The 22,828-nt window shown below is 38.7% G+C and carries 16 protein-coding genes; 13 read left to right on the top strand and 3 right to left on the bottom strand.

Going from position 1 to position 22,828, the window contains the following annotated elements:
- The first annotated feature begins 37 nt into the window (after positions 1-37).
- The 13 genes from H6541_07500 (at position 38) to clpP (ending at position 18,534) form a co-directional block, all read left to right on the top strand.
- Positions 38-1,165, top strand: coding sequence for an ImmA/IrrE family metallo-endopeptidase (locus H6541_07500; GenBank protein ID MCB9015628.1), 1,128 nt, complete (start codon positions 38-40; stop codon positions 1,163-1,165).
- Between the two features lie 3 nt (positions 1,166-1,168).
- Positions 1,169-1,669: a DUF4411 family protein gene (locus tag H6541_07495; protein MCB9015627.1), complete on the top strand. Its 501-nt coding sequence runs from the start codon at positions 1,169-1,171 to the stop codon at positions 1,667-1,669.
- A 538-nt stretch (positions 1,670-2,207) separates the two neighbouring features.
- On the top strand, positions 2,208-2,675 hold the full coding sequence (locus H6541_07490) for a hypothetical protein (GenBank protein ID MCB9015626.1): 468 nt from the start codon (positions 2,208-2,210) through the stop codon (positions 2,673-2,675).
- A gap of 2 nt (positions 2,676-2,677) precedes the next feature.
- Entirely contained in the window at positions 2,678-3,478 is an 801-nt protein-coding gene (locus H6541_07485; protein MCB9015625.1) for a nucleotidyltransferase domain-containing protein, read from the top strand.
- Positions 3,479-3,922: 444 nt separating this feature from the next.
- On the top strand, positions 3,923-6,019 hold the full coding sequence (locus H6541_07480; protein ID MCB9015624.1) for an N-6 DNA methylase: 2,097 nt from the start codon (positions 3,923-3,925) through the stop codon (positions 6,017-6,019).
- Entirely contained in the window at positions 6,016-7,236 is a 1,221-nt protein-coding gene (locus H6541_07475; protein ID MCB9015623.1) for a restriction endonuclease subunit S, read from the top strand. Before H6541_07480 ends, H6541_07475 begins: the two co-directional genes overlap by 4 nt.
- A 260-nt stretch (positions 7,237-7,496) precedes the next feature.
- Positions 7,497-7,913 (top strand): hypothetical protein, encoded by a 417-nt coding sequence (locus H6541_07470; protein ID MCB9015622.1) that lies wholly within the window; start codon positions 7,497-7,499, stop codon positions 7,911-7,913.
- A 3-nt stretch (positions 7,914-7,916) separates the two neighbouring features.
- Complete coding sequence (locus tag H6541_07465; GenBank protein ID MCB9015621.1) at positions 7,917-9,791, top strand: DUF262 domain-containing protein; 1,875 nt, start codon at positions 7,917-7,919, stop codon at positions 9,789-9,791.
- Positions 9,788-13,018: a type I restriction endonuclease subunit R gene (locus tag H6541_07460; protein ID MCB9015620.1), complete on the top strand. Its 3,231-nt coding sequence runs from the start codon at positions 9,788-9,790 to the stop codon at positions 13,016-13,018. The genes H6541_07465 and H6541_07460 overlap by 4 nt, the downstream gene beginning before the upstream one ends.
- 1,307 nt (positions 13,019-14,325) lie before the next feature.
- A complete protein-coding gene (locus tag H6541_07455) occupies positions 14,326-14,913 on the top strand; it encodes a hypothetical protein (protein ID MCB9015619.1) in 588 nt (195 codons plus the stop codon).
- A gap of 187 nt (positions 14,914-15,100) precedes the next feature.
- Positions 15,101-16,384: a T9SS type A sorting domain-containing protein gene (locus H6541_07450; protein MCB9015618.1), complete on the top strand. Its 1,284-nt coding sequence runs from the start codon at positions 15,101-15,103 to the stop codon at positions 16,382-16,384.
- A 622-nt stretch (positions 16,385-17,006) separates the two neighbouring features.
- Complete coding sequence (locus H6541_07445; protein MCB9015617.1) at positions 17,007-17,468, top strand: hypothetical protein; 462 nt, start codon at positions 17,007-17,009, stop codon at positions 17,466-17,468.
- Between the two features lie 394 nt (positions 17,469-17,862).
- Positions 17,863-18,534, top strand: coding sequence for an ATP-dependent Clp endopeptidase proteolytic subunit ClpP (clpP, locus tag H6541_07440; GenBank protein ID MCB9015616.1), 672 nt, complete (start codon positions 17,863-17,865; stop codon positions 18,532-18,534).
- A gap of 87 nt (positions 18,535-18,621) precedes the next feature.
- Here clpP and H6541_07435 read toward each other — a convergent pair whose 3' ends face one another.
- From H6541_07435 to H6541_07425, 3 genes are all read right to left on the bottom strand, one after another.
- Complete coding sequence (locus H6541_07435; GenBank protein ID MCB9015615.1) at positions 18,622-19,080, bottom strand: hypothetical protein; 459 nt, start codon at positions 19,078-19,080, stop codon at positions 18,622-18,624.
- 195 nt (positions 19,081-19,275) lie between these two features.
- Positions 19,276-21,696 carry a TonB-dependent receptor gene (locus H6541_07430; GenBank protein ID MCB9015614.1) on the bottom strand — a complete coding sequence of 807 codons (2,421 nt, stop codon included), beginning with the start codon at positions 21,694-21,696 and terminating at the stop codon, positions 19,276-19,278.
- A gap of 105 nt (positions 21,697-21,801) precedes the next feature.
- Positions 21,802-22,338, bottom strand: a complete 537-nt coding sequence (locus H6541_07425; protein MCB9015613.1) for a hypothetical protein — start codon at positions 22,336-22,338, stop codon at positions 21,802-21,804.
- Between the last annotated feature and the right edge of the window lie 490 nt (positions 22,339-22,828).

The raw sequence follows: 22,828 nt of genomic DNA, 5'->3' as shown, positions 1-22,828 counted from the left end.
GCTCTTAATTTTTTACCGGACAACAGTGATTTGCAATATGAGAACTGAAGTAAATATCAATGCAAATATGCTTACGTGGGCGATTGCTCGTGCTGGATATGATTTGCATGATTTTGCCCATAAAGTTCCTGGTATTTTTGAATGGATACAGGGTGACAAAAAACCTACAGTAAGGCAACTTGAAGATTTTTCTAAAAAGGTTCATTTGCCTTTTGGTTATTTTTTCTTACCAGAACCACCAAAAGAAAAACTTCCAATTCCTTTTTTCAGAACCAACAATACTCAAGCCACTCAAGTAAGTGTAAATGTTTATGATACAATTTTGTTATTACAACAACGACAGGATTGGTTGAAAGATTACCTTAAGGAGAGTGAATTTGAAACATTAAGTTTTGTTGGTAAATATAGAAAAAGTGACAATGTTCAGGAAATTGTAACTGATTTACGAAGAAGTCTAAACTTGTCTGAAAATTGGGCAGGTCATTATAAAACGTGGCAAGATGCATTAGAATCCTTAATTCGTCATATTGAGGACATTGGGATTATTACTGTATTCAACGGAATCGTTGAAAATAATACACATCGTCCTATTAGCGTTGAAGAATGTCGTGGCTTTGTTCTTGTTGATGAAATGGCACCGTTCATGTTTGTCAATAATTCTGATGGAAAAGCTGCTCAGATGTTCACTATTGTTCATGAGTTAGCTCACATTTGGACAGGACATAGTGCTGGTTTTGACTTTAGAAAACTTGAACCGGCAAATGACCCGATTGAGAGACTTTGCGATAAAATAGCAGCAGAATTTTTAGTCCCGGCAGTAACTTTTAATGAAGTTTGGAATTCTAATCCAAACATTAAAAATGCAGCAAGGTTTTTTAAAGTTAGTGAAATAGTTATTGCACGCAGGGCTCTAGATTTAGGTAAAATAACAAAGGCTGGATTTTTTGGGTTTTACGACGAATATACGAATAGAGAGTTTATTAAAAAAGAATCTCAAAGTTCGGGTGGCGATTTCTATGCTACAACAAGAAAACGGTTAGGATTAGCCTTTTCCGCACATATTAATAATGCAGTGAAATCTGGGAAATTATTATATCGTGATGCATATAAACTCACTAGTTTGAAAGGGGATACCTTTCAAACATATTTCACTAAACACATTTAGTGTATGGGAGTTTATATTGTAGATAGTAATTTTTTTATTCAGGCCCATAGAGATACCTATCCATTAGATGTTGCTTTCAGTTTTTGGAACAAAGTAAAACAACTTGCACTTGAAGGTAAAATAATTAGCATTGATAAGGTAAAAGACGAGATTTACGATAAAAATGATGCCTTGGAATTTTGGTGTACGAATAATTTACCTGATAATTTTTTCAAAGACACTTCAGATGTTATTAACGAATATAGACAAGTTACACTTTGGGCTTTTTCAAGAAGTTCTCATTATTCACAGAATGCTATAAATGAATTTTTAGCTGCTGACGAAGCAGATGCCTTTATTGTTGCTTATGCTTTGGGGAATCCAGCCACAAGGACAATTGTTACCCAGGAAGTGAGCCGACCCGAAATGAAGAGCAAAATTAAAATCCCAGAACCCTGTAATGCTCTTAATGTTCGTTATATAAGAGTAATGGAAATGTATAGAGAACTAGGAGAAACGTTCTAATGACCTTTCGAAAATAAATCAGACACCTGCCGCTAATAAACAGGAATATGAGCGGTCTGCCATGCCTGTTCTATTTCATCGGGAACCCGGCGAAATAACCGGTTGAACTACATCCCTTTCCAGGCTATGCACTTGCCGGCATTTTTCGATAAAATATTTGGTACAGGAGGTTGTAATTAACATGGCCCGGAAAGCCGGAATAGCCCAAGCGGTTACGCCCCAAAACACTGCAGCAAACCTTTGCAACCCACCACCCCGAAAACGTGCCTCACTTGTCTTACATCCAAAGGTTGACAGGGCATACAGCATGAAATCATCAGAAATTTTTATAGATGACACAATTAAAGAATTAAAAGCATTATAAATCCGGTGGATAGTTTGGATATTTAAATTAATACTATATTTGTAATGAAAGACCGATTTAAATAAGCAATTGGGATGGTTGTGGATAAGTCGGGAGGATGCGCAAGGATGCGGGGATTTATTCGTTATGCACAAGTGTAGGATGATACAACTTAAAACAGACAAATAAATAATAATGGAAAAGGAACTACTTAAAAAACTTGGTGAAGAAACAATATTTTCCGCAAAGGGACATTTTAAGGCATGCGACCTCCGCAGACAATTGATTACATATACTATTTGGACTTGTGCTTTATTAAATGTTGTTAGTTTCTTTGAAATAAATCCTATCACTAATAAAATTTTTTCTGCGATTGGATTATTCGGGACAATTGGACTTCTAATTTGGAACGAAGGTGAAGGAAAAAACTATCGGACAAAACACAAAGAAGCGGCTGAAAGATATTTGGCTTTACACAAAGAAATTAGAAGTTGTTATTTTTTGAGTAACGCCACCACATCACAAGTTGACGAATTAAGTAAAAAAGTAAGCAGTTTCGACCAAAGCGAAAAACCTGAAATACCTATGTTTGCTAGAAAATGGGCGAAAAAAGCAATTGAAAAAAACGACCCTGAAACAGATAATTGGTTTTTAAAAGTATAACTATGGCAACAATAAACGGCTTATTAACTTCATTTGCGCAACAAGACCTTGTACTTGGTTATAGTAGTGCAGAAAGAGATAAAATTAACTCATCTTTAAATCAGCTTCAAAAAGTATTAACTGACAAACTTTACAACCAAGCAAGTAGTGTTTTGACTTTTGGCTCATATACTCGAAACACTATTCTTCCAAGAAAACATGACGCAAATTCTGATGTTGACATCCTTGTTGTCTTTGATACTCGTAGTGGAATAAAAACTCCAGGCACTTATAGAAAAAATATTAAAGACGCTTTATCATCATCATATCCTCTTTCGACAGTTAAAAAAGATTTTCCAACAGTAACGCTAGAATTGAATCACATAATGTTTGATGTCGTTCCTTGTTACCTTGAAACAAGTTGGAGCAATACAGAGACATTTTATATTCCAAGTGCAAACGACAGTTGGCGAACAACTATTCCAAATGATATTAATGATGAACTTTCAAGAAAAAATCAATCTTATGGCAACAACATTGTAAGAAATGTTATTCGTTTATGCAAACATTGGAATTCAAATGCTGGACGTATTTTTGACTCATACGAAATGGAAAAATGGATAATAAACCGATATTTTTACAGCGGAGATAACCTTTATGACAAGTTTTTAAGTGTAATGAGTGATTTGTCTTACAACCACGAGCACGCTGGCACAAAACAAGCACTCAACTGGATTAAAGAATATCAAGGAACTTGGCAGAGACAAGCAGATGTAAATAAACAATATGAATGGTTGCAAAAACTATTACCCGGACTGAAATGAAAACACCTGTGCATAACAACGTATGTAAAACATTTGGCAGTCAGTGGGTTATCGTGCATTTCAGCCCGTATCAAAAGTAGTTGTAACTTGATAGAAAAGTGCTTCGAATTCGGCAACTAACCATACCGCCATCCATTACCGCCAAGTATAAAAGAATAAAAACTGACAATTTGTTACTAAACTAAAAACCAAATAATGAACAGCCAAGGCGGAAAACCAATCCCGAATGCTTTCGGGCCATGCCCCACAGCTTGTCCCGACCCTTCGGGAAGCCGACGCTCAAAACCATCCCGATAGCTATCGGGAGCAAAAGAGCCGCAACCGACCGAAGGGTGCTCACGAGCACCTTTGAAAATATAATAATTAGGTGAGTAATTTTGCTTACGCACCCGAGCTAAATTGTTACTTTTGAGAAATGAATAAACGAATTGGAATTAAGATATAATGCAAGGAAAACAACTTAGAAAATTAGAAGCTGAACTTTGGAGAGCAGCCGACCAGTTAAGAGCCAACAGTAAACTGACAGCAACGGAATATTCAATGCCTGTGCTCGGATTGATTTTTTTGAGACACGCCTACAACCGCTTTCAGAAAGTAAAAATTGAAGTTGAAAAAGCCTTGCCTTCGCATCCGCAACGGGGCAAACGGCCTTTAACCAAAAAGGATTTCGAAGAGCAAAATTCGATGTTCCTACCTGAGAAATCTCAGTTTGATTATTTGGTTTCCTTGCCCGAAAGTGCCGACATTGGCGAAGCCATTGACAACGCAATGAAACTGATTGAGGACGAATACGACAACCTTAAAGGTGTATTGCCAAAGAACTTTTCCATTTTCAGCAAAGACTTATTGCGGGAATTGCTCCGCATTTTCAACAAAGAAGTATTGCAAAAAGCCGAAGGCGATTTGTTCGGAAAGATTTATGAATATTTCCTTGGCAAATTCGCCATGACAGGAGCTCAAGAAGGAGGAGAGTTTTTTACACCTATGAGCTTGGTGCAAACCATTGTAAACGTAATTGAACCCGACCACGGAATTGTATTTGACCCTGCCTGCGGCAGTGCGGGTATGTTTGTTCAAACGGGTTATTTCATTGAAAGCGAAGGTCTGAAACCTGCGGAAAAGGTGACTTTTTACGGACAGGAAAAAGCCGACCTCAATACCAAACTGGCAAAGATGAACTTAACCGTTCACGGACTGGAAGGCAACATTCAGGAAGGCAACACATTTTACGAAGACAAACACAACCTTGTGGGGGGTGCTGACTTTGTGATGGCAAATCCACCATTTAATGTGGATGGTGTGGACAAAGCCAAAGATGCCGTAAAGAAAGACCCTCGTTTGATGATTGACGGCAAAGTAAACTTGCCGAAAAACGACAACGCCAATTATTTGTGGATTCAGTATTTCTATAACTACCTGAAACCAACAGGCAGAGCAGGTTTTGTAATGGCTTCATCTGCCAGCGATGCCGGGCATAGCGAAAAAGACATTCGGGAAAAATTGGTAAAAACTGGTGCGGTAGATGTAATGATGGCTATTGGCAATAACTTTTTCTATACCCGTTCATTGCCTTGCACACTATGGTTTTTTGACAGAGCAAAAGAACAAGATATTGAAAGAAAAGACAAAGTGTTGATGCTCGATGCCCGAAAAATTTACCGCAAAGTAACCAGTAAAGTAAACGACTTTAGCCCCGAACAATTGCAAGACCTCATTTGCATTGTAAACCTGTACAGAGGCACGGGTTCGACAGGCTCACCGCAAGCTACCCAAAAGTTTGAAAGCACAGTAAAAGGTTATTTGCAAACTTCTGCAGACTTAGCCAAAGAAACTGCCGAAGCAACTACCGAACTGCAAAAGCAATTGCAAAAGGTATTGAAAACCGTTAGCGACTTTGCAGCTAAATACGCCAAAGAAAACAAAGAAGCCCAAGTTTTTGTAAATGCCTTGAACATTGATGAAACCACAAGCATTTACGAGCAGCAAAACAAACTGATTGCCGAAGCGAAAAAGGCAAATGCTGACATTGAAGTTTTAGAAAGCATTGCCCACTTGTGCAAAGCACTCCGCAAACCACAAGACAAACTCATTAAGCAATTGCTGGATGCCATAAGCACAGCCGCCAAAGAATACCAACTGAGCAAAAACAAAGACTGGAAAGAACTAAACCTGAAAGAACAGCTCGACCAACTGAAAGCCCTGCAACAGCAATTGAGCGGCAACCCCGATGAAGAAGAACCCGGATTGCTTCACGAAACCGAATATTTCTATAAACAAGCCCATTGGCTTACGAGCCGTTTCCCTGAAGGCGTTTATACTGATGTGGAAGGGCTGTGCAAACTAGTAACCCAAAAAGAAATAGAAGCCAAAGACTGGAGCCTGAGCCCGGGCAGGTATGTTGGTGTGGACACCAGCACCGATGAGGACTTTGATTACGAAGAACGATTAAATGAAATACATATTGAGTTGGAGGGATTAAACGAAGAAGCCATTGCCTTGGCAAAAACCATTTCTGAAAACTATAAAGAGTTGGCGATATGAAGTGGGAAAAAGTCAGTTTAGAAAGTATTTCAACAAGAATTGGTGACGGATTACACGGAACACCAAAATATGATGATAATGGTGAATTTCATTTTATCAATGGAAACAACCTATCAGAAGGCAAAATTTTAATAAAAGAAGACACAAAAAGAATTTCGAGTATTGAGTATGATAAAATCAAAAAAGACCTGAGTGACAAAACTGTTCTTGTAGCGATAAATGGAACTCTAGGGAATGTCGGATTGTATCGTGATGAACCTGTGGCATTGGGTAAGAGTGCTTGCTACATAAATGTAAATGATAAAGCAGAAAAACTTTTTGTTCGTTATGTTTTGGAAAACCACGATTTTCAGAGATATGCTATTGACTTTGCAACAGGTTCAACTATTAAGAACCTAGGATTAAAAGCAGTTCGTGATTATTCATTCAATCTCCCCCCACTCCCAACCCAACGCAAAATCGCTTCCATTTTATCGGCTTATGATGATTTGTTAGAGAATAATTTGAAGCGGATAAAGTTGCTGGAGGAGAAGGCACAACTGCATTACAAAATTGAGTTTGGAGAATTTCAGTTCGGAGATAAAGAACCGCAGAATTTACCAAATGGATGGGCAATTAAAACTATCGGTGATATTTATTGGAAATTAGAATCTGGTTCAAGACCTAAGGGTGGAATTGACAAAGATTTAAAAGAGGGTATAGCAAGTGTTGGGGCAGAAAATGTGATTGGTTTGGGTAAGTACAATTATCAAAGTGAAAAACTCATTACCGAAGCATTTTTTGAAAGTATGAATCGTGGAAAAATTGAAAATAAAGACATTCTGATATACAAAGACGGTGCATACATTGGAAAAACAACATTGTTTCAAGATGATTTTCCTCACGAAAAATGTTGCGTAAATGAACACGTTTTTTTATTGAGAAGTAAAAATGAATTGTATCAAAATTATTTGTTTTTCACACTTTATCAAAAACTTTACTTCGACAAAATGCAGCAGCTAAACGCCAATGCTGCTCAACCTGGTATTAATCAAGAAAGTTTAAAATCATTACGAATTCTTTGGCCTTCTGAAAATGTAATTGAAGATTTTAATTCAAAGGTTGAAAGCCTGATGAAACTAATTTTCGTGTTGGCAAAACAAAATACCAAACTCCGAGAGGCACGAGATATATTATTACCCAAATTAATGAACGGTCAAATAGAAGTGTACTTATGAAAAGTAAACCAGAATTTAGTAAAGTTGAAGCAGAAGAAATTATCAGGTTGATAAAAGAAAAGCTAAAGGCGGAGCCAACTAAGCAAAAAAGCATCCGTGATAAAATACGGAAGATTGGTTTTTACGCCAGTGATTATGGCTTTAGAGATGGGTACACAGTTGAACAGTTTTTAAGTGTGGCCAAAATTGTTGGTGGAGTAGCAGCTAATTCTGGTTCAAAGGTAAAGTCAACACCTACTCAAAAATCGACAGTTCAGGAAATTAAACCAAAATCAGCAAGAAGCACAAGTGACGAAAGTTATGTGATTGATTTGTGTGATGAAGTATTGAAATTAAAAGCACACCGTCAGCATCGCTTTGACTTTCTCAAAGGTGATTCAGGAACCAGATTGCCGGTTGATGCTTATTACCCTTCTTTAAATTTAGTCATTGAGTTTAAAGAAAGACAACATACAGAAGAAGTTAAATTCTTTGATAGAAGGCAAACAGTTAGTGGCGTAGGCAGAGGAGAACAACGTAAACTTTATGACCAAAGAAGAAGGGAACTATTACCGAAGTATGGCATTAAACTAATTGAGTTGGACTATTCCGATTTTGAACATACGAGAGGGAAGAAATTGGTGAGGAATATTGAAGGCGATTTAAATGTAATTAGGGGAAAATTGAAAAAAATGTAAAACATGAGTGTACAAGCAAGAGACAGAAAAATAGAAATTTGGTATAACAAGATTCGTTTTGGCGAAATAAAACTACCCCGTTTCCAGCGGCACGAAGCCTGGGATAAAGTGCGCATATCCAGTCTGCTTACTACAATTATGCACGATTTGCCGCTTGGCATTACGTTGATTTTAGAAGTAGACAAGGAACAATTTATTTCCCGCTATTTGGTTACAGCTGAGCACAAGGAGCCTTTTCCAAAAGTAAATGAGCATTTATTGGACGGTCAGCAACGCCTTACAGCCATTTGGAGGGCATTGCACAATAATTACGAATGGGAAAAATATTTCTTGTATGTAAAAAAATATGATACCGTTTGGACAAGCGACAGCCCGCTGGATGAGGAAGAAGAACAGCAACAGGCCGTGAAAACTAAAGTGTATTGCCAAAGCCGGTGGATAGGAAAAAAGAAAGGCAACAAAATGCCGCTGTGGGCAGATTCGCCACAAGAATGTTTTCAAAGAGGTTGCATTCCTATGGAACTTTTCAGGCCTGAGGATATCAATGCGGAAATAGACGATTGGATTAAAAAAGCATTAGCGAACAAGAAACCTAAATCGGGGGCGCCTGACTTTGAGGAGGCTTTTGAAAAGTTCACGCAAGAAAAACAAGAACTCCTCAATCTGATTAATCGCTACCGTGAAACGGTGAAGCATTACAACCTTCCATTTTTGTCATTGCCTTCCCATACTTCCAAAGATACAGCATTGAATGTGTTTATCAACATGAACACCAATAGCAAACCCTTAACACAATATGATATTATTGTAGCTGAAATTGAAGGATTGAAAGATACGTCACTACATGAACTACAAACCAAGCTAAACAATGAACACCCTGCTGTAAGTAGGTATTTCGATTTGTCTTATCTCATTCTTAACACATCTGCCTTAATGCAGGAAAAAATTCCTAATCGTGTTGGCATTTGGGATATGAATAAAGTAGTCTTGGTTGAGAACTGGGATAAAATGGTGGGCGGTTTGTCTAAAATGGCAGCTTTTTTAGAGATGCACAGAATTTTTGATGAAGAACGATTGCCCACAAATGCAGTTTTGGCTGTAATTGCTGCTTTATACACTCAAATTCCTGAAATGGGTGATAAAGCTGGATTAGGAAACGTTCTTCTTAAAAAGTATTTGTGGTCATCTTTCTTTACTGATAGATATGAAAACTCGGCAGCTTCAAGAGCCTATGCTGATTATATCGGACTTTTAAACATCATTAAAGGAGTTATAAAACCGAACGGGCAACCAGCAAATGAGCAAGATGTACCGGTTTTAAATCGAAATAGTTTTCCTCTTGCAAATGAAGAGCAATTGTTGAATGTAGCATGGCCTAAAAGAGTCAGCATAAGAGGCCGAGGTATTCTGGCTGTAGCCAATTATTTTGGTGCGTATGATTTTGCTGACGGTTCGGTTTTGACACATACAAATGTTAATAAAAGAGAGTACCACCATATTTTTCCTGACGCATTAATTGAAGATGCAAATACCTATTTCATAGAGAACGAATTAAATAGCACTGTTGCCCTCAATTGTGCACTTATCACAGGAAATACGAATAGGACAATAGGAAGAAAAGAGCCATTGACCTATTTGAAAGAGCGTTATGAGTGGGTGAGCGAAGCTATTGTTACTCAACGGCTGAATAGTCATTTAATTCCCATAAAGGAGCTAAAGGCTGGTGATTACTTAGGGTTAAATGATGAAGAAAAAGCAAAAAAAATAAAAGCGGATTACGAATCCTTTTTATCAACCAGGGCTGAACTTATAGTTAATGCAGTGAAGAGGTTGGCAAACGGTGAAGACGTAACAACAAGTGAAATTTTACAATCATGACTTGGGAATACTCAGAAGATAATTTAATAGAACAAACAGCCATTGATTTATTTCACAATCAATTGGGCTGGGATACCGCTATTGCATACAACAAAGAAACATTTGGCGAGGGCAGTACGCTAGGTAGACTGAACAAAAAAGAAGTTGTATTGAAACGAATATTCTTTGAAAAAATCAAAGAATTAAATCCCAACTTACCCGAGCAAGCCTACAACCAAGCCTACGAAAAACTCACAGAAGAAAGCATCACCAAGTCATTGGCTGAAATCAATTTTGAAAAACATCAATTATTAAGAAACGGTATTCCTGTTGACTTTATCAACGAAAAAGGCGAACAGGTTAAGAACAAAACGTTAAAGATTTTCGATTTTGACAATGCCGACAACAACAACTTTTTAGCAGTTCGCCAACTGTGGATTCAGGGCAAGAGCAACCGTGAACGCAGACCCGATATTATAGGTTTTGTGAATGGTACTCCGCTTCTGTTCATAGAATTAAAAGCAGCACACCGAAAATTAGAAAACGCCTACAACGATAATTTCACCGATTACAAAGACGTAATTCCAAAACTCTTTTATTACAACGCTTTTGTAATGTTAAGTAACGGTATTGAAAGTCGCATTGGAAGCGTTACTGGCAAATATCAGCACTTTCACGAATGGAAACGCATCACCGAAGAAGACGAAGGCATTGTTGCTTTAGATAGAATAATTGTAGGAGTTTGCGAGAAAAAACGCTTTTTAGATTTATTTGAAAACTTCATTCTGTTTGATAATTCATTGGGCAAAGTAGTAAAACTCATTGCCCGAAACCATCAGTTTATTGGCGTAAACAAAGCCATTGAAAACATTCAGCATAAAGAACAACTCTACAAACTGGGTAAAATAAGTTTGGAAGAAAAGCAAAAACTTGGTGTATTTTGGCATACGCAGGGAAGCGGAAAATCTTACTCAATGGTTTTCTTTTGCCAAAAAATACATCACAAATTTACAGGTTGCTATACTTTTCTGATTGTTACCGACCGAAATGAATTAGATACACAGATTTACGGCACGTTTAGCGGAATTGGTGCAGTACCGCAAATAAAATCAGGCTCAAAAGATTCATTGAAAGCCAACAGCGGAAAGCATTTAAAAGAATTATTGAGTTCGGAACACCGCTATTTATTTACACTCATTCACAAATTCAACTTTGAAGAAGAAATAACCAAGCGGGATAATATCATTGTCATTTCAGACGAAGCACACCGAACACAAGGCGGAAATTTAGCAATGAATTTGCGTAATGCCCTACCAAACGCTTCATTTATTGGCTTTACCGGAACACCACTTTTCAAAGATGATGAAATTACCAAGCGGATTTTTGGTGATTATGTTTCCCGATACGACTTTAAACGAAGTGTTGATGATGGTGCAACCGTTCCACTATACTACGAAAATAGAGGAGAGTATTTAGGGTTGAAAAACCCTGTTATCAATGACCAGATACGAGCCGTAATAGATGCCGATAGCGAAGATTTAGACAGCGACCAACGCAGCAGAATCGAACAACTTTTTGCAAGGGAATATCCGATACTTACCGCCAGGAAACGTTTAGATGCAATTGCCAAAGATGCAGTTTGGCATTTCTGCAACCGTGGCTACAAAGGCAAAGGAATGTTTATCGCATTGGATAAACTCACAGCCGTAAGGATGTATGATTTAATTACGCATCATTGGAAACTGACTGTTGAGCAATTGGAAAATGAAGTTTCCAAAGGAAAATATGGCGACCAGGAACTTTTGGAGAAAAGCCGAGAACTGCATTGGATAAAGGAAACTGAAATCTGTGTTGTTGTTAGTTCAGAGCAAAATGAAATTCAGAAATTTCAGAAATGGGATTTAGACATTGAACCACATCGGGAGAAAATGAACACCCAAGACCTTGAAACGAGGTTTAAAGACGAGGACGACCCATTTCGTTTTGTAATTGTTTGTGCAATGTGGATTACAGGTTTTGACGTGCCTACTTTATCAACGTTGTATTTAGACAAACCTTTAAAATCGCATACTTTAATGCAAGCCATTGCAAGAGCCAACCGAATAAGTGAAGGCAAAAACAATGGTTTGATTGTGGATTATATTGAAACTTATACTGCCTTATTAGATGCTTTGGCAATTTATGGTTCTGGCGGTGATGAAGGTGGAAACGGTGGTGGCGAAAAACCCGAACCACCAGTAAAACCAAAAGAAGAACTAATCAAACAATTAGAAGAAGCATTAGAGTCAACTGAAACATTTTTGCAAGACGAAGTAAATTTTGATTTGCAGGAATTAATCAAAGCAGATGGCTTACACAAATTAGCTGCAATGGAAAAAGCAGTAAATGCTGTTTATACCAATGATGAAACCAAACGTAAATTTCAGGTTTTGGCAAGAGAGGTTTTTAAGAAATATAAAGCCCTGCAACCTGACAAAGTTTTAAAACAATATGCTCCAAGAAAAGATGCTATTGATGTAATCTACTCAGCAATTGAGGACAATGTAGAAAGTGCAGATGTTGCTGATATAATGAAAAAAATTCAAGCTGTAGTTGATGAATCCATTGAAAATATGGTTGCCGAACCAGGCCACAACGAAGAGAAAATTATTGACCTTAGTGGGTTGAATTTTGAATTATTGGAGCAGTACTTTTTGAAAACAAAAAATAAAAATACCGTTGTTCAGTCGCTCAAAGACAAGATTGAAAAGCAATTAAAACAAATGGTTGAACGCAATCCTTTGACAGTTGATTATTACAAACGCTATCAGGAAATCATTGAAGAATATAATAGAGGGAAAGACGAAGTTGTTATAAAAGAGACTTTCAGAAAACTGATTGAACTTGTAAACTCCTATTCTGAAGAAGAAGCCGACACAAAACGAGAAGGTTTGACTGATGAGCAAAAAGCAATTTTCGATATTCTTAGACAAGGCAAAAAACTTGAAGAAAAGGAAAAGAACGAGATAAAGAAAATTTCGATTGAGCTATTGGAAGAATTGAAAAAGGAAAAATTAAGAGTTGACCAATGGGCTGATAAATCAGTAACAGCAGCAGCAGTTTTTAACTATGTAAACAAAACACTGTTTGAAGTTTTGCCTTATCCAACATATCAAACTGATGATATTGATTTAAGGACAAACTTAGTTTATGAACACTTGAAAAATCAATATTTTGGAGGCGGAATGAGCATTTATGGACGATATTAGCGAGCGCACAGTCGTAAGCACATTTGCAAGCCCACACAGCTTGTCCCGTTTTATCGGGAAGCCAACGCACAAACCAATTTTTGCGTTAAGTGAGTGCAGAGCCAAACTTGTTTGAGCTATGCCGAACGCAGCTAAAATCAGCGTAGCTAAAGCTTTGTCAAAGAGCTTGCAAAGCCAGCCCGGGTAACCGCCTTTCAGGACGGTTTTAGGATTACTCACAAATTGTTTTATTTTCAAAGGTGTTCGTGAATGCAGCGCAGTTGCCCACGCTCAAAAAAATAAAATAAATTTGTGCTTCGTGGATAGGTTGGTGCAGATTGATAATGACAAGAAACTAAAAGCTAAATAAATGACAAACAGACGGATATGAATGAACACCAGTTGCCAACAAATAAGACTTAAACGCGGTCGTGCCGACAAAGCAAAATCGCAGTCCTGAGTATCTCACGACTGCGATTTAAGTAAGTGTTGAACTTTACCGACCTGCCAAAGTATTACTACATGGGGATTTAATGTTTGGGGTTGACACTCCGGTTGGTATTCAGGGCCAATTTCTCAGGTCAGGTTAAGGTTTCAGTTTTACATTCCTTGTCATATATCTGATTATTTTGTAAGTACCCCCAAAATTCAGACAGTTTATAATTAGACCTTCGGAAAGAAGGAATAATTAATTTCAAAGATAAATCTGTTACTGAATCGGCATATATTGAGCTTAAAGCATTGAAAGAAAAAATATAACTGTGGCCAACAAACAGGAATTAAATCGGCGAGCAAGCCCTGTTCCGCCTAAGCGGGAACCCGGCGATTATCAGCTTCCCTGTTCTCGTCCTTCGTCCCCGGTTACCGGTTGAACTACATTTCGACCATGGTTCGACAAGCTCACTAAACTGCTCAATGCAGCGCATCCCATGCGGGGGTATGCACTTACCGGCATTTTTCGTTAAAATATTTGGTACAGGAGGTTGTATATAACATAGCCCGGAAAGCGGGGAAAGCCCAAGCGGTTACGCCCCAAACACTGCAGCATATTTTTGCAACCCACCACCCCGAAAACGGGCCTCACTTGTCTTACATCCAAAGCTTGACAGGGCATACAGCATGAAATCATCAGAAATTTTTATAGATGACACAATTAAAGAATTAAAAGCATTATAAATCCGATGGATAGTTTGGATATTTAAATTAATACTATATTTGTAATGAAAGACCGATTTAAATAAGCAATAGTGATGGTTGCGGATAAGTCGGGAGGATGCGCAAGGATGCGGGGATTTACTCGTTGGCGGTCATTTTAAAAACGACAACCTATGAAAACTTATATATACATTTTTTTTCTAATCGTTCTTTTTTCATGTGACAATAAAGATAAGACTCTTACAGAGAATGTGGATTTCTTTTCTAATGAGACTAGTCAATATCATGGGACAAGGAAAATAATGGACTTGAATGTTAAGTTTTCAGAATGCGGAGAATGGGGAGGTCATGAGGAGAATATCTTTATTACAACCATGAGTGATGAGATGTTTTATATACATTATCAAAAATATTGTGTGGATTGCGATAATATGGTTTTGATTCAGGATAGCATAGGAAGCTATTATACTCCTTTCAAAAAAATGGTTGATTCTTGCACGGTAGTTATGAATGAAATTCATAAAAATTCGATTTATAGATTCTCCCATAAATTATTAAGTGCAAAATTCAGAGAAGAATTTCCTGGACATGCAGGCAATAATTTCTATTTGAAGAAATATAAAGGATTTTCTGGGGATGATTTTATCATTAGCTTCTATGGATTTGATAGTGAACTAGTGAATGACTATTATGAATTGATAAAAGAATTAAACCTTCCAATTTCAAATATTGAGAAAGATATAGAAGGTTGTGATAATTGAAAATTTACAGAATAATAAAAAACGAAATGCCAACACACAATATAAAACAGTTGGGGTTCAGTGGTTTGCGATGGTTTGGTTCTCGCCTCAGCGTTTTCCTCGGTGGATACGAACGCAGCCCGAAAACCCAACTGTTTCATATTGTCAAACGTTGGCTGCTATATGAAAAAGTAAAGAGCTAAAAACTATGAGAAAACTTTACATCATTTTTGTGTTTCAACTTTTCTTGCTAAATAATTCTGTTTTGTCACAGGATTTCTGGGAATTATTACCATTTCCTGACAGTCTTGATATTTCATGCCTTGCTGTTAATCAACAAGGCGATATTTTTGTTGGAACGAATACAAATACAGCTTATGATGGTGTATTTCGCTCTCAAGATGATGGGCAGACATGGGAATTGGTACTTGACATGGGCGTTTATGGACCTTCATCTATAGCAATAAATGAAAGCGGAGAGATTTTTGTGTTTGGAGGAGGCCCTGGTTGGGATCTTACAAAATCTTCTGATAACGGACAAACCTGGCAATCGTTTACCATGCCTGATTATGGGGGTAAAGTAAAAATTGTTGCACAAGGTAACGATACCCTTTTTGTAAGTGAATGGGCTTCCAATGGTGCTATGTTGCTAAAATCTGAAAATGGAGGCTTGGATTGGGAGGTGGTTTTTTCAACCGAAAACCATACCAGTGAATTTGTTGCAGATATTGTCTTTGCCCCCAATGGTGACATTTGTATTGGGTTAGGGTGCTATTTACCTGATATGGGAGGATTATACAAGTCAACCAGCGGAGGTGCTGATTGGGAGTTCCTGGGGTTGTTTAACCGTATGGTTGAAAACCTTGAATACAATGAGCAGGGTGATCTGATTATTGGGGTAAGGGGTGGCTATGACGGAACCGGCGGAATTTATGCCATTTATCACGACGATCCTGGTCAGATTGTTGAGTGCCTTGCCGGGCCGAACATAAACGGCCTTGCCTTAAATTCAGCAGGGCATATCTATGCAGGGACTGCCTGGCCTGACGGGATTCTGGTTTCGACAGACTATGGATTAAGTTTTCATTTTGAAAATAATGGATTGCCATATTATCCAATTGGAGGAATAGAATCAGACAATGACGATTATGTTTATGCATTGATGGAATCCAATTCACACTTTATATACAGGAGTATTGAACCAACTGTTACAAGTGTGAAAGACATAAATATCTCTAAACCAAATAAGGTACTTAGTATTTCTCCCAACCCTTCTAATAATATGGTGGTAGGGAGGTTTAATACAACAATCACAGACGGTCTGTATGATTTTAGGATTACAGAATTGTCTGGCAGGAATATTAGCTGCAACAAAATCAACATTGGCAAGAGTACTTTCGGCCTTGATGTTTCACACCTGTTGCCAGGATTCTATGTTTTAACAGTATATATCAACGAATCAGTTTATTCAGCGAACATAATAAAACGCTGAAATTTTTATAAACTTAAACCCAATCGGTATCATGAAAACATTTAGAAAAACAATTTGCCTGTTTTTCGCAGTAGTAGCCCTGCACACGCAAGCACAAATTATTAATGTAAGTACCCCAAAAAATAGTACAGTTTAAAATTAGACAAAAACCATTAAACTTGTATTATGAAAAAGAGCAGCACAAGCTCAACAAAGATTGAATGGATTTGAATCACTTTTAAAGAGGCTTTAAAACTGCTTTAAATGCCTTTTAAACTCTGTTTTGTTATCCAAATACGTTTATGAACAAATACTGGCCGCCGGAAACTTTTCTGCCTGTCCGGCAATAAGCCCAATTACCGGTTGAGGTGTGGTGTAAATTTCAGATATTTGGATTGTGAAAATGGGTTTTTGTGCTACCTGTGCGATGTATCGCGAGGCTACTGTTTGCCCAATGGTTGAGAATCAGGGCTGAAGAGCTTAAGCCATTGGCTGACAGTCAGCTTAAAACTTGTATGAGATCTGGATTATCTGCTTGAAATTTATTGCACGACTTGAATTTGGTGTTGGGCTGACTGTCATCCGCTGACCTGAAATATTTTTTCAGTTCAACTTTCGACAATTGACAACAAGGCTGAAATATATGAGAAACGAAGAAAGACCAAGGCTAATTATAAAACCAGAATTATTTGATATAATCATTGAAGCAATTGGTTTATTTGCGGTTGCATTTATGATTGGTTTGCCATTTATTTACATTTACTCAGGTAAAGAAACAAATAACAATTGGAGTTTATGGATATTGCCTTTTATTGGGTTGACAATTTATGTAGGCGTTACATTTCTAAAAAAATTCCCTCATCTATTCAACTATCCAAAAAGGATTACTCACGAAAATGCGGAATTCCAGTATAAGACAGCCGTTAGGCTACTTAGAATTTTAAATACTTTAAACGGCTGTATGTTTGCTGCAATGACATATGCAATGACACCCGACGATTTAGAATTAGGAAAAATTACAATAGTTGGTATTCCATTAATAGCAACGCTTTTGATGGCAATTTCATTGATTTATTACATCTATAGACTAATGGATAGAAAGTAACGTTAAAAATGACGCCGGATATTTATTGAAACATGGTTGCTGTTTATAATGAATGTCGTTTGCATGTTTGCAGCCATTGCTTTTTGTTGCAAAATTGGTCACACATAGCGTGTTTTACCTGAACCGCTTTTTATTCATATTTTTCCGGCAGGAGAGCTGGTATTTATGATGGATTATGATGCTTTACCATACGCAGTTGATGGTAAAAGCCGGAAGGCTTTGCTTAATTCATATCATGGCATATTGGGATGTTCGTGGTTTTTTTGAATAATTTTCAGGAAAAAACAGGATTGTGGCATAAAATTCGACACACTAAATTTTTAATTAATTCCTGCTTTTTAAAGGACTATTCACCGAATTACTGTAAATTTGACAGTAAATAAACAGACAAACTATGCAAAACGAATTCAGAAAATATGCCACCGGTCACCGGGGCATCAGCAGCCTTACACTTGATAAATTCACTTCGGCTGTTAACGGTTATATTTCTCCGACCATTATCGAAGAGCGTCAGTTAAATATAGCCACCATGGACGTTTTTTCGCGTCTGATGATGGACAGGATTATTTTTCTTGGCGTGCCCATTGACGATTATGTAGCCAATATTATCCAGGCGCAGCTGCTTTTTCTTGAGTCAGTTGATCCCAAAAAAGATATACAGATTTACCTGAATACTCCCGGTGGTTCAGTTTATGCCGGATTAGGTATTTATGATACAATGCAATACATTGCCCCCGATGTAGCAACTATCTGTACTGGTATGGCGGCTTCGATGGGAGCTGTACTGCTTTGTGCCGGTGCCGAAGGCAAGCGTACCGCCCTTAAACATTCACGCATTCTTATCCATCAGCCAATGGGTGGCGCGCAGGGGCAGGCATCTGATATTGAAATTACCACCCGCGAAATTCTTAAACTCAAAAAAGAACTGTACGACATAATTGCCCAGCATTCAAAACAGAACTTTAAAAAAATTGAAAAGGATTCTGATCGTGATTACTGGATGACTGCTCAGGAAGCCAAAGATTATGGTATGATTGATGAAGTATTGCAACGCGGCAATAAATAAGAAATCATCTGACTTTATTCTTCAGCAGGACTGTCGTTTGTTCGGCAGTCCTGTTGTGTTTTTGTCAGATTTCATTTGCTGTTACTGCTATTGCTCCCCAATATGATTTGCGGCCTGTTTTTTTAATGTCCTTTTTTTTACAGCAAGGTAAACAATGCCTGTCAATCCTGTCAGTATCATTACCGGACAAAGAAATATAGCGACCAGAAAGAAAAAGGCTCCAATCCCGTTAAATATGCCTGAAAGTATTGAAATCTCAGCAAAATACTGACCTGCTGCTTCAAAGGCATTGTGAAGTACTGCCGTAAATGGAAATCCGATGGCGCCGCTAATGAGCAGAATCTGGTAATTGCGAATATTCCTCCATGGATGTACTATTGCCAGAATAAGAAAGATTAATCCGGCAAAGCTTAGAAATATGCCTGGGGGATTGTCAGAAATACCAACGATCATTCCTGATGCCATAAGCAAACATCCGATTGCGGCGAAAATGAACGTTACTTTCAGATTGCGCTTTTTAATTCCGGGGGGTGTCTGATTTTCCATGGTGTTGGGTTTGCCTGTCATTGTTAACAAAAGTAAATGTTGCCGTAATGCTGTGAACCGGCATTTTCGTAAAGATAATAATAATCTGCCATAAAATCAATGCTTAATTGGTGATGATGAGTTTGTTATATAAAAAAACAGCCGGCATTTTAAATGGATGCCGGCTGTTTTTATTGTGACTTAAGGAAGCTGCTTTTAGAAGTTGCTTCTGAGTGTCAGGCTTACATTTCGTCCCGGGGCGCTGATTCCGCTGGCAAAAAGACGATAATGGGTGTCAAGGATGTTTTCAATACCGGCCTGCACATTCAGGTATCGGTTAACCTGATACGAAGCACGCAGGTTTAAAGTGACCCATGATGGCATTCCGTCGGCTGTAGCGTAATTTTCGTTGTCTTCTCCGCCCGGGCTGTAATCTTTAATGCGTTTCCAGCCATTGTACCTGGCGTAAAATTCTCCTGTGAATTTTTTGATGTCGAGTTTTACAGAGGTCATGCCAAATACCGGAGGGATGTGATCAAGGGGAACGTCCTCATTTTTAACACGTCCGTAAGTATAGGTCAGATAACTGGAAAACGACAGATAATGAGTTATGGATGCATCAATGCTGGCTTCGAGGCCGTAGATGTATGCCTCGCCGGCATTCTGAAGTGCCTGAACCCCGCATAGTGTTCCGTCAAACACCACTGAATCCTGACCATTATACAGGAACGGGCGGGCTACAAATGCATTGTCGAGCAGGGTGTAAAAACCGGTCAGGCCCACCTGCACTTGCTGGTTAAAGGTTTTTTCAATGGTTAGTTCGGCATTGTATGAATATTCGGGTTTTAAACCGGGATTGGGCACAAACAGCAACTGGTCGGAACTGTTAGAGTCGTTTAATTTGGAAACGTCATCAATATTCGGCGCCCTGAACCCACTCGACAGGTTGGCTGACAACCTCCAGCCTTTCTCCGGCATTACCACCAATCCCAGGCTTCCGTTAAAAGCGGTATTGTTCTGGGTCATATCATCGGAGTATGGGAATTGGGTTATTTCAAGCATTTCCGGAGTATAGGATGCCAGCAGCGAAACATTGCTCAGCCGGAGGCCCTGCGAGAAGATCACTTTTTTGTTGATTTCCCAGTTGTTGGAGGCATAGGCGGCCAGCGTGGTCATGCGGTTTTTGTCGTCAGGATAACGGGTTGCCACATCATTGGTAATTTCACTGGTCTTGATATTTTCATTGTACGCCTTTGAGCCAACCATGTTTACATTGGCCTCAACGCCATACCGTAATTCTGAATTTCTGAAGATTTCTTTCATCATGTCAGCATTAAACGCAACAATATCAACTGTTTCTTCCTGGTGCTTCTTTTTTGATTTTCCAAAGCCGCGGCTAACCCTGTCTTCACTGATATTCTGATACGAAACCATGACGGCTGCATTGTCATACATTTTTGTTTCATGAAGCCATTCGCTTTTTAAGGAGGTGAGTAACCGGGTTTGAGGGCCATAATACCATTCGGCATACTTTAGCTTTCCGCCCGGCATCTCGGTGAGCCTGTCGTAGCGGGGGATATCACTTGAGTTGGATAACTGAAGGTTCAGGCTGACAGTATGGCCCGTATTGGGCTTCCATAAAGCCCTGGCAGTGATGTCGTACTGTGTGTAACCCGATTGTTTTTGAATCAGCGGGTCGTTGTTGACCATCATGGAATCAACACCGTTAATGCGTTCGGCATAGTAAAGTCTTTTGCCCCAGTCGCCATATTTTGAATCGCGGTTTTTTCCTTCGCGTAAATCGCCGATATCCTTGAAAGTGCCGCTCAGCAAAATGGCGAATTTTTTCCAGCCGGCATTCAACGTTAATCCGCCGGTTTTCTCATTGGCAGCCGAAGAATATCGGGCAAATGCGCTACCTGAAGTATACGCTTTGCCATTGGAGGCCAGTATTGGATTTTTGGTGTAAAAATGCATCACACCGCCCATGGCATCGCTGCCATAGATGACTGACCCCGGCCCATGCAGCACTTCCACGCGTTCGAGCATGTTGGGATCAACTGTAATTACATTTTGTAAATGACCGGCCCTGTAAATGGCGTTGTTTAACCGTACACCGTCAACCACAATCAATACACGGTTGGTTTCCATGCCTCTGATAACCGGGCTGCCGCCTCCCAGCTGGCTTTGTTGTACAAATACCTTACCCGATTGCTGAAGCATATCGGCTGATGTTTGCGGATTGTCAAACTGAATGGAGGAGGCCCTGATGATGTCTATTTTCATGGGTATATCCCTGTAGTTCTCTTCAACTTTATTGGCTGAAAAAACAACTTCTTCCAGGTTAATCACTGTTTCAGTCAGAAATACTTTGTAGCTGCTTGCAGAAAGTTCCTGTAATGTAGCTTTGTATGGCTGAAACGATAAGTGTTTGAAAAAAATAGAATCAGACTTGCCAAAGGCCGAAAGACTGGCAGCCCCGCTGTTGTTGGTGGTAACTGATATTGTTTTATTTGCATTGAAAATCAGGCAGTTGCTTACTGGTTGCAATGTCGATCGGTTGAGCACATACACCTGCTGCGCGCTCAGATTGAATGAAATGAAAAGCAGTAAAAAGTAAATGAAGTTTTTTTTCATGGTAAATGAGTTTACATGACATAATGAATGGAACAGAAGCGCCCCATTAGGAAAATGGCTGATGCAAATCTTTCTGATGGAAGGATTTACAGTTTCAGGAAAAAATTATGCGGGTAAACACTGGGGCGGTGGGGCAGGAATGGCCATTACCGGAGAGAAGTAAGTGGGTATAAGCCTGGTGTGATATCTGATGATAGTGGAGAACCGGCCGAAATGAAGGGCCGTGCTGATGAGCGCTGTTTTGATAACCTGATCAATAATCAAACTGGCTGATTTTTGCAGGGGATTGCTGCCGCTGTTATTTTTACTCAACAGATTCATCTGATGTATCAAGTGCTCTTCCCTGATATCTCTGACGCAGTAATAAATGATGTTATCGCCCGAAGTCTCTGTTCTTACCACATCATACATGCAACCGTTAAGCTTGATTTCAAGTCTGTTTTTTTTGCTCTCCAGTTTGCTTTTATCTGTTCTTGCCAGTGTGATGGCTATGACTGGCTGTTTTTGAAGTTGGCGGATTTCAGCAAAGGCCTGTTGTTTCCGCACAGATAGCATGGCAGAATATACAAGCAGATATCCCATGGAATTATAAATAAATAATCCACATAACAGAAGAGCTATTCCGGGGCGTAAGGCTTTCATCTTCCTGCAAAAGTATGGCTTATATTTTTCTCATGCTTCAAAAAAACGAGGCTTATTTTTAACAAATTAATGGCGGTTTGATTGCTGTTTAATATTACCCGGCACTGACGTTTGTGCCGGTAAACATTGTTTTTTTTCCTTACGGGTATGAAAACCGGATTCTTTACACTATGGAATTACGTCGTTTTCTGGTTTTAATGGCATTTTTCACCTACCTAACCTTAATGATTTATATACCTATAAATACGTATTTTTTTTTGCGGCAATTTGTACACATGAAAAATGTAGGTTTATAAGGGTTTTTGAGGGCGAATGATGGGCTTTGTTGTAACGTGAAGATAATTAGTGATATAGCGTAGTAGTTTTTGGTAATCTGAAGTAGATGTATTAAAAAAGTGTGCATATGAATGGCTGAAATGTTGCCTTTTGGGGCTGTCGAAACGCGGGTAGCATACCTGATGCCCGGTATCAAAGCATAAACATTGACGTA

Source organism: Lentimicrobiaceae bacterium (genome assembly GCA_020636745.1).
Classification (GTDB): domain Bacteria; phylum Bacteroidota; class Bacteroidia; order Bacteroidales; family Lentimicrobiaceae; genus Lentimicrobium.
This window is presented reverse-complemented; position numbering and strand designations above follow the sequence as displayed.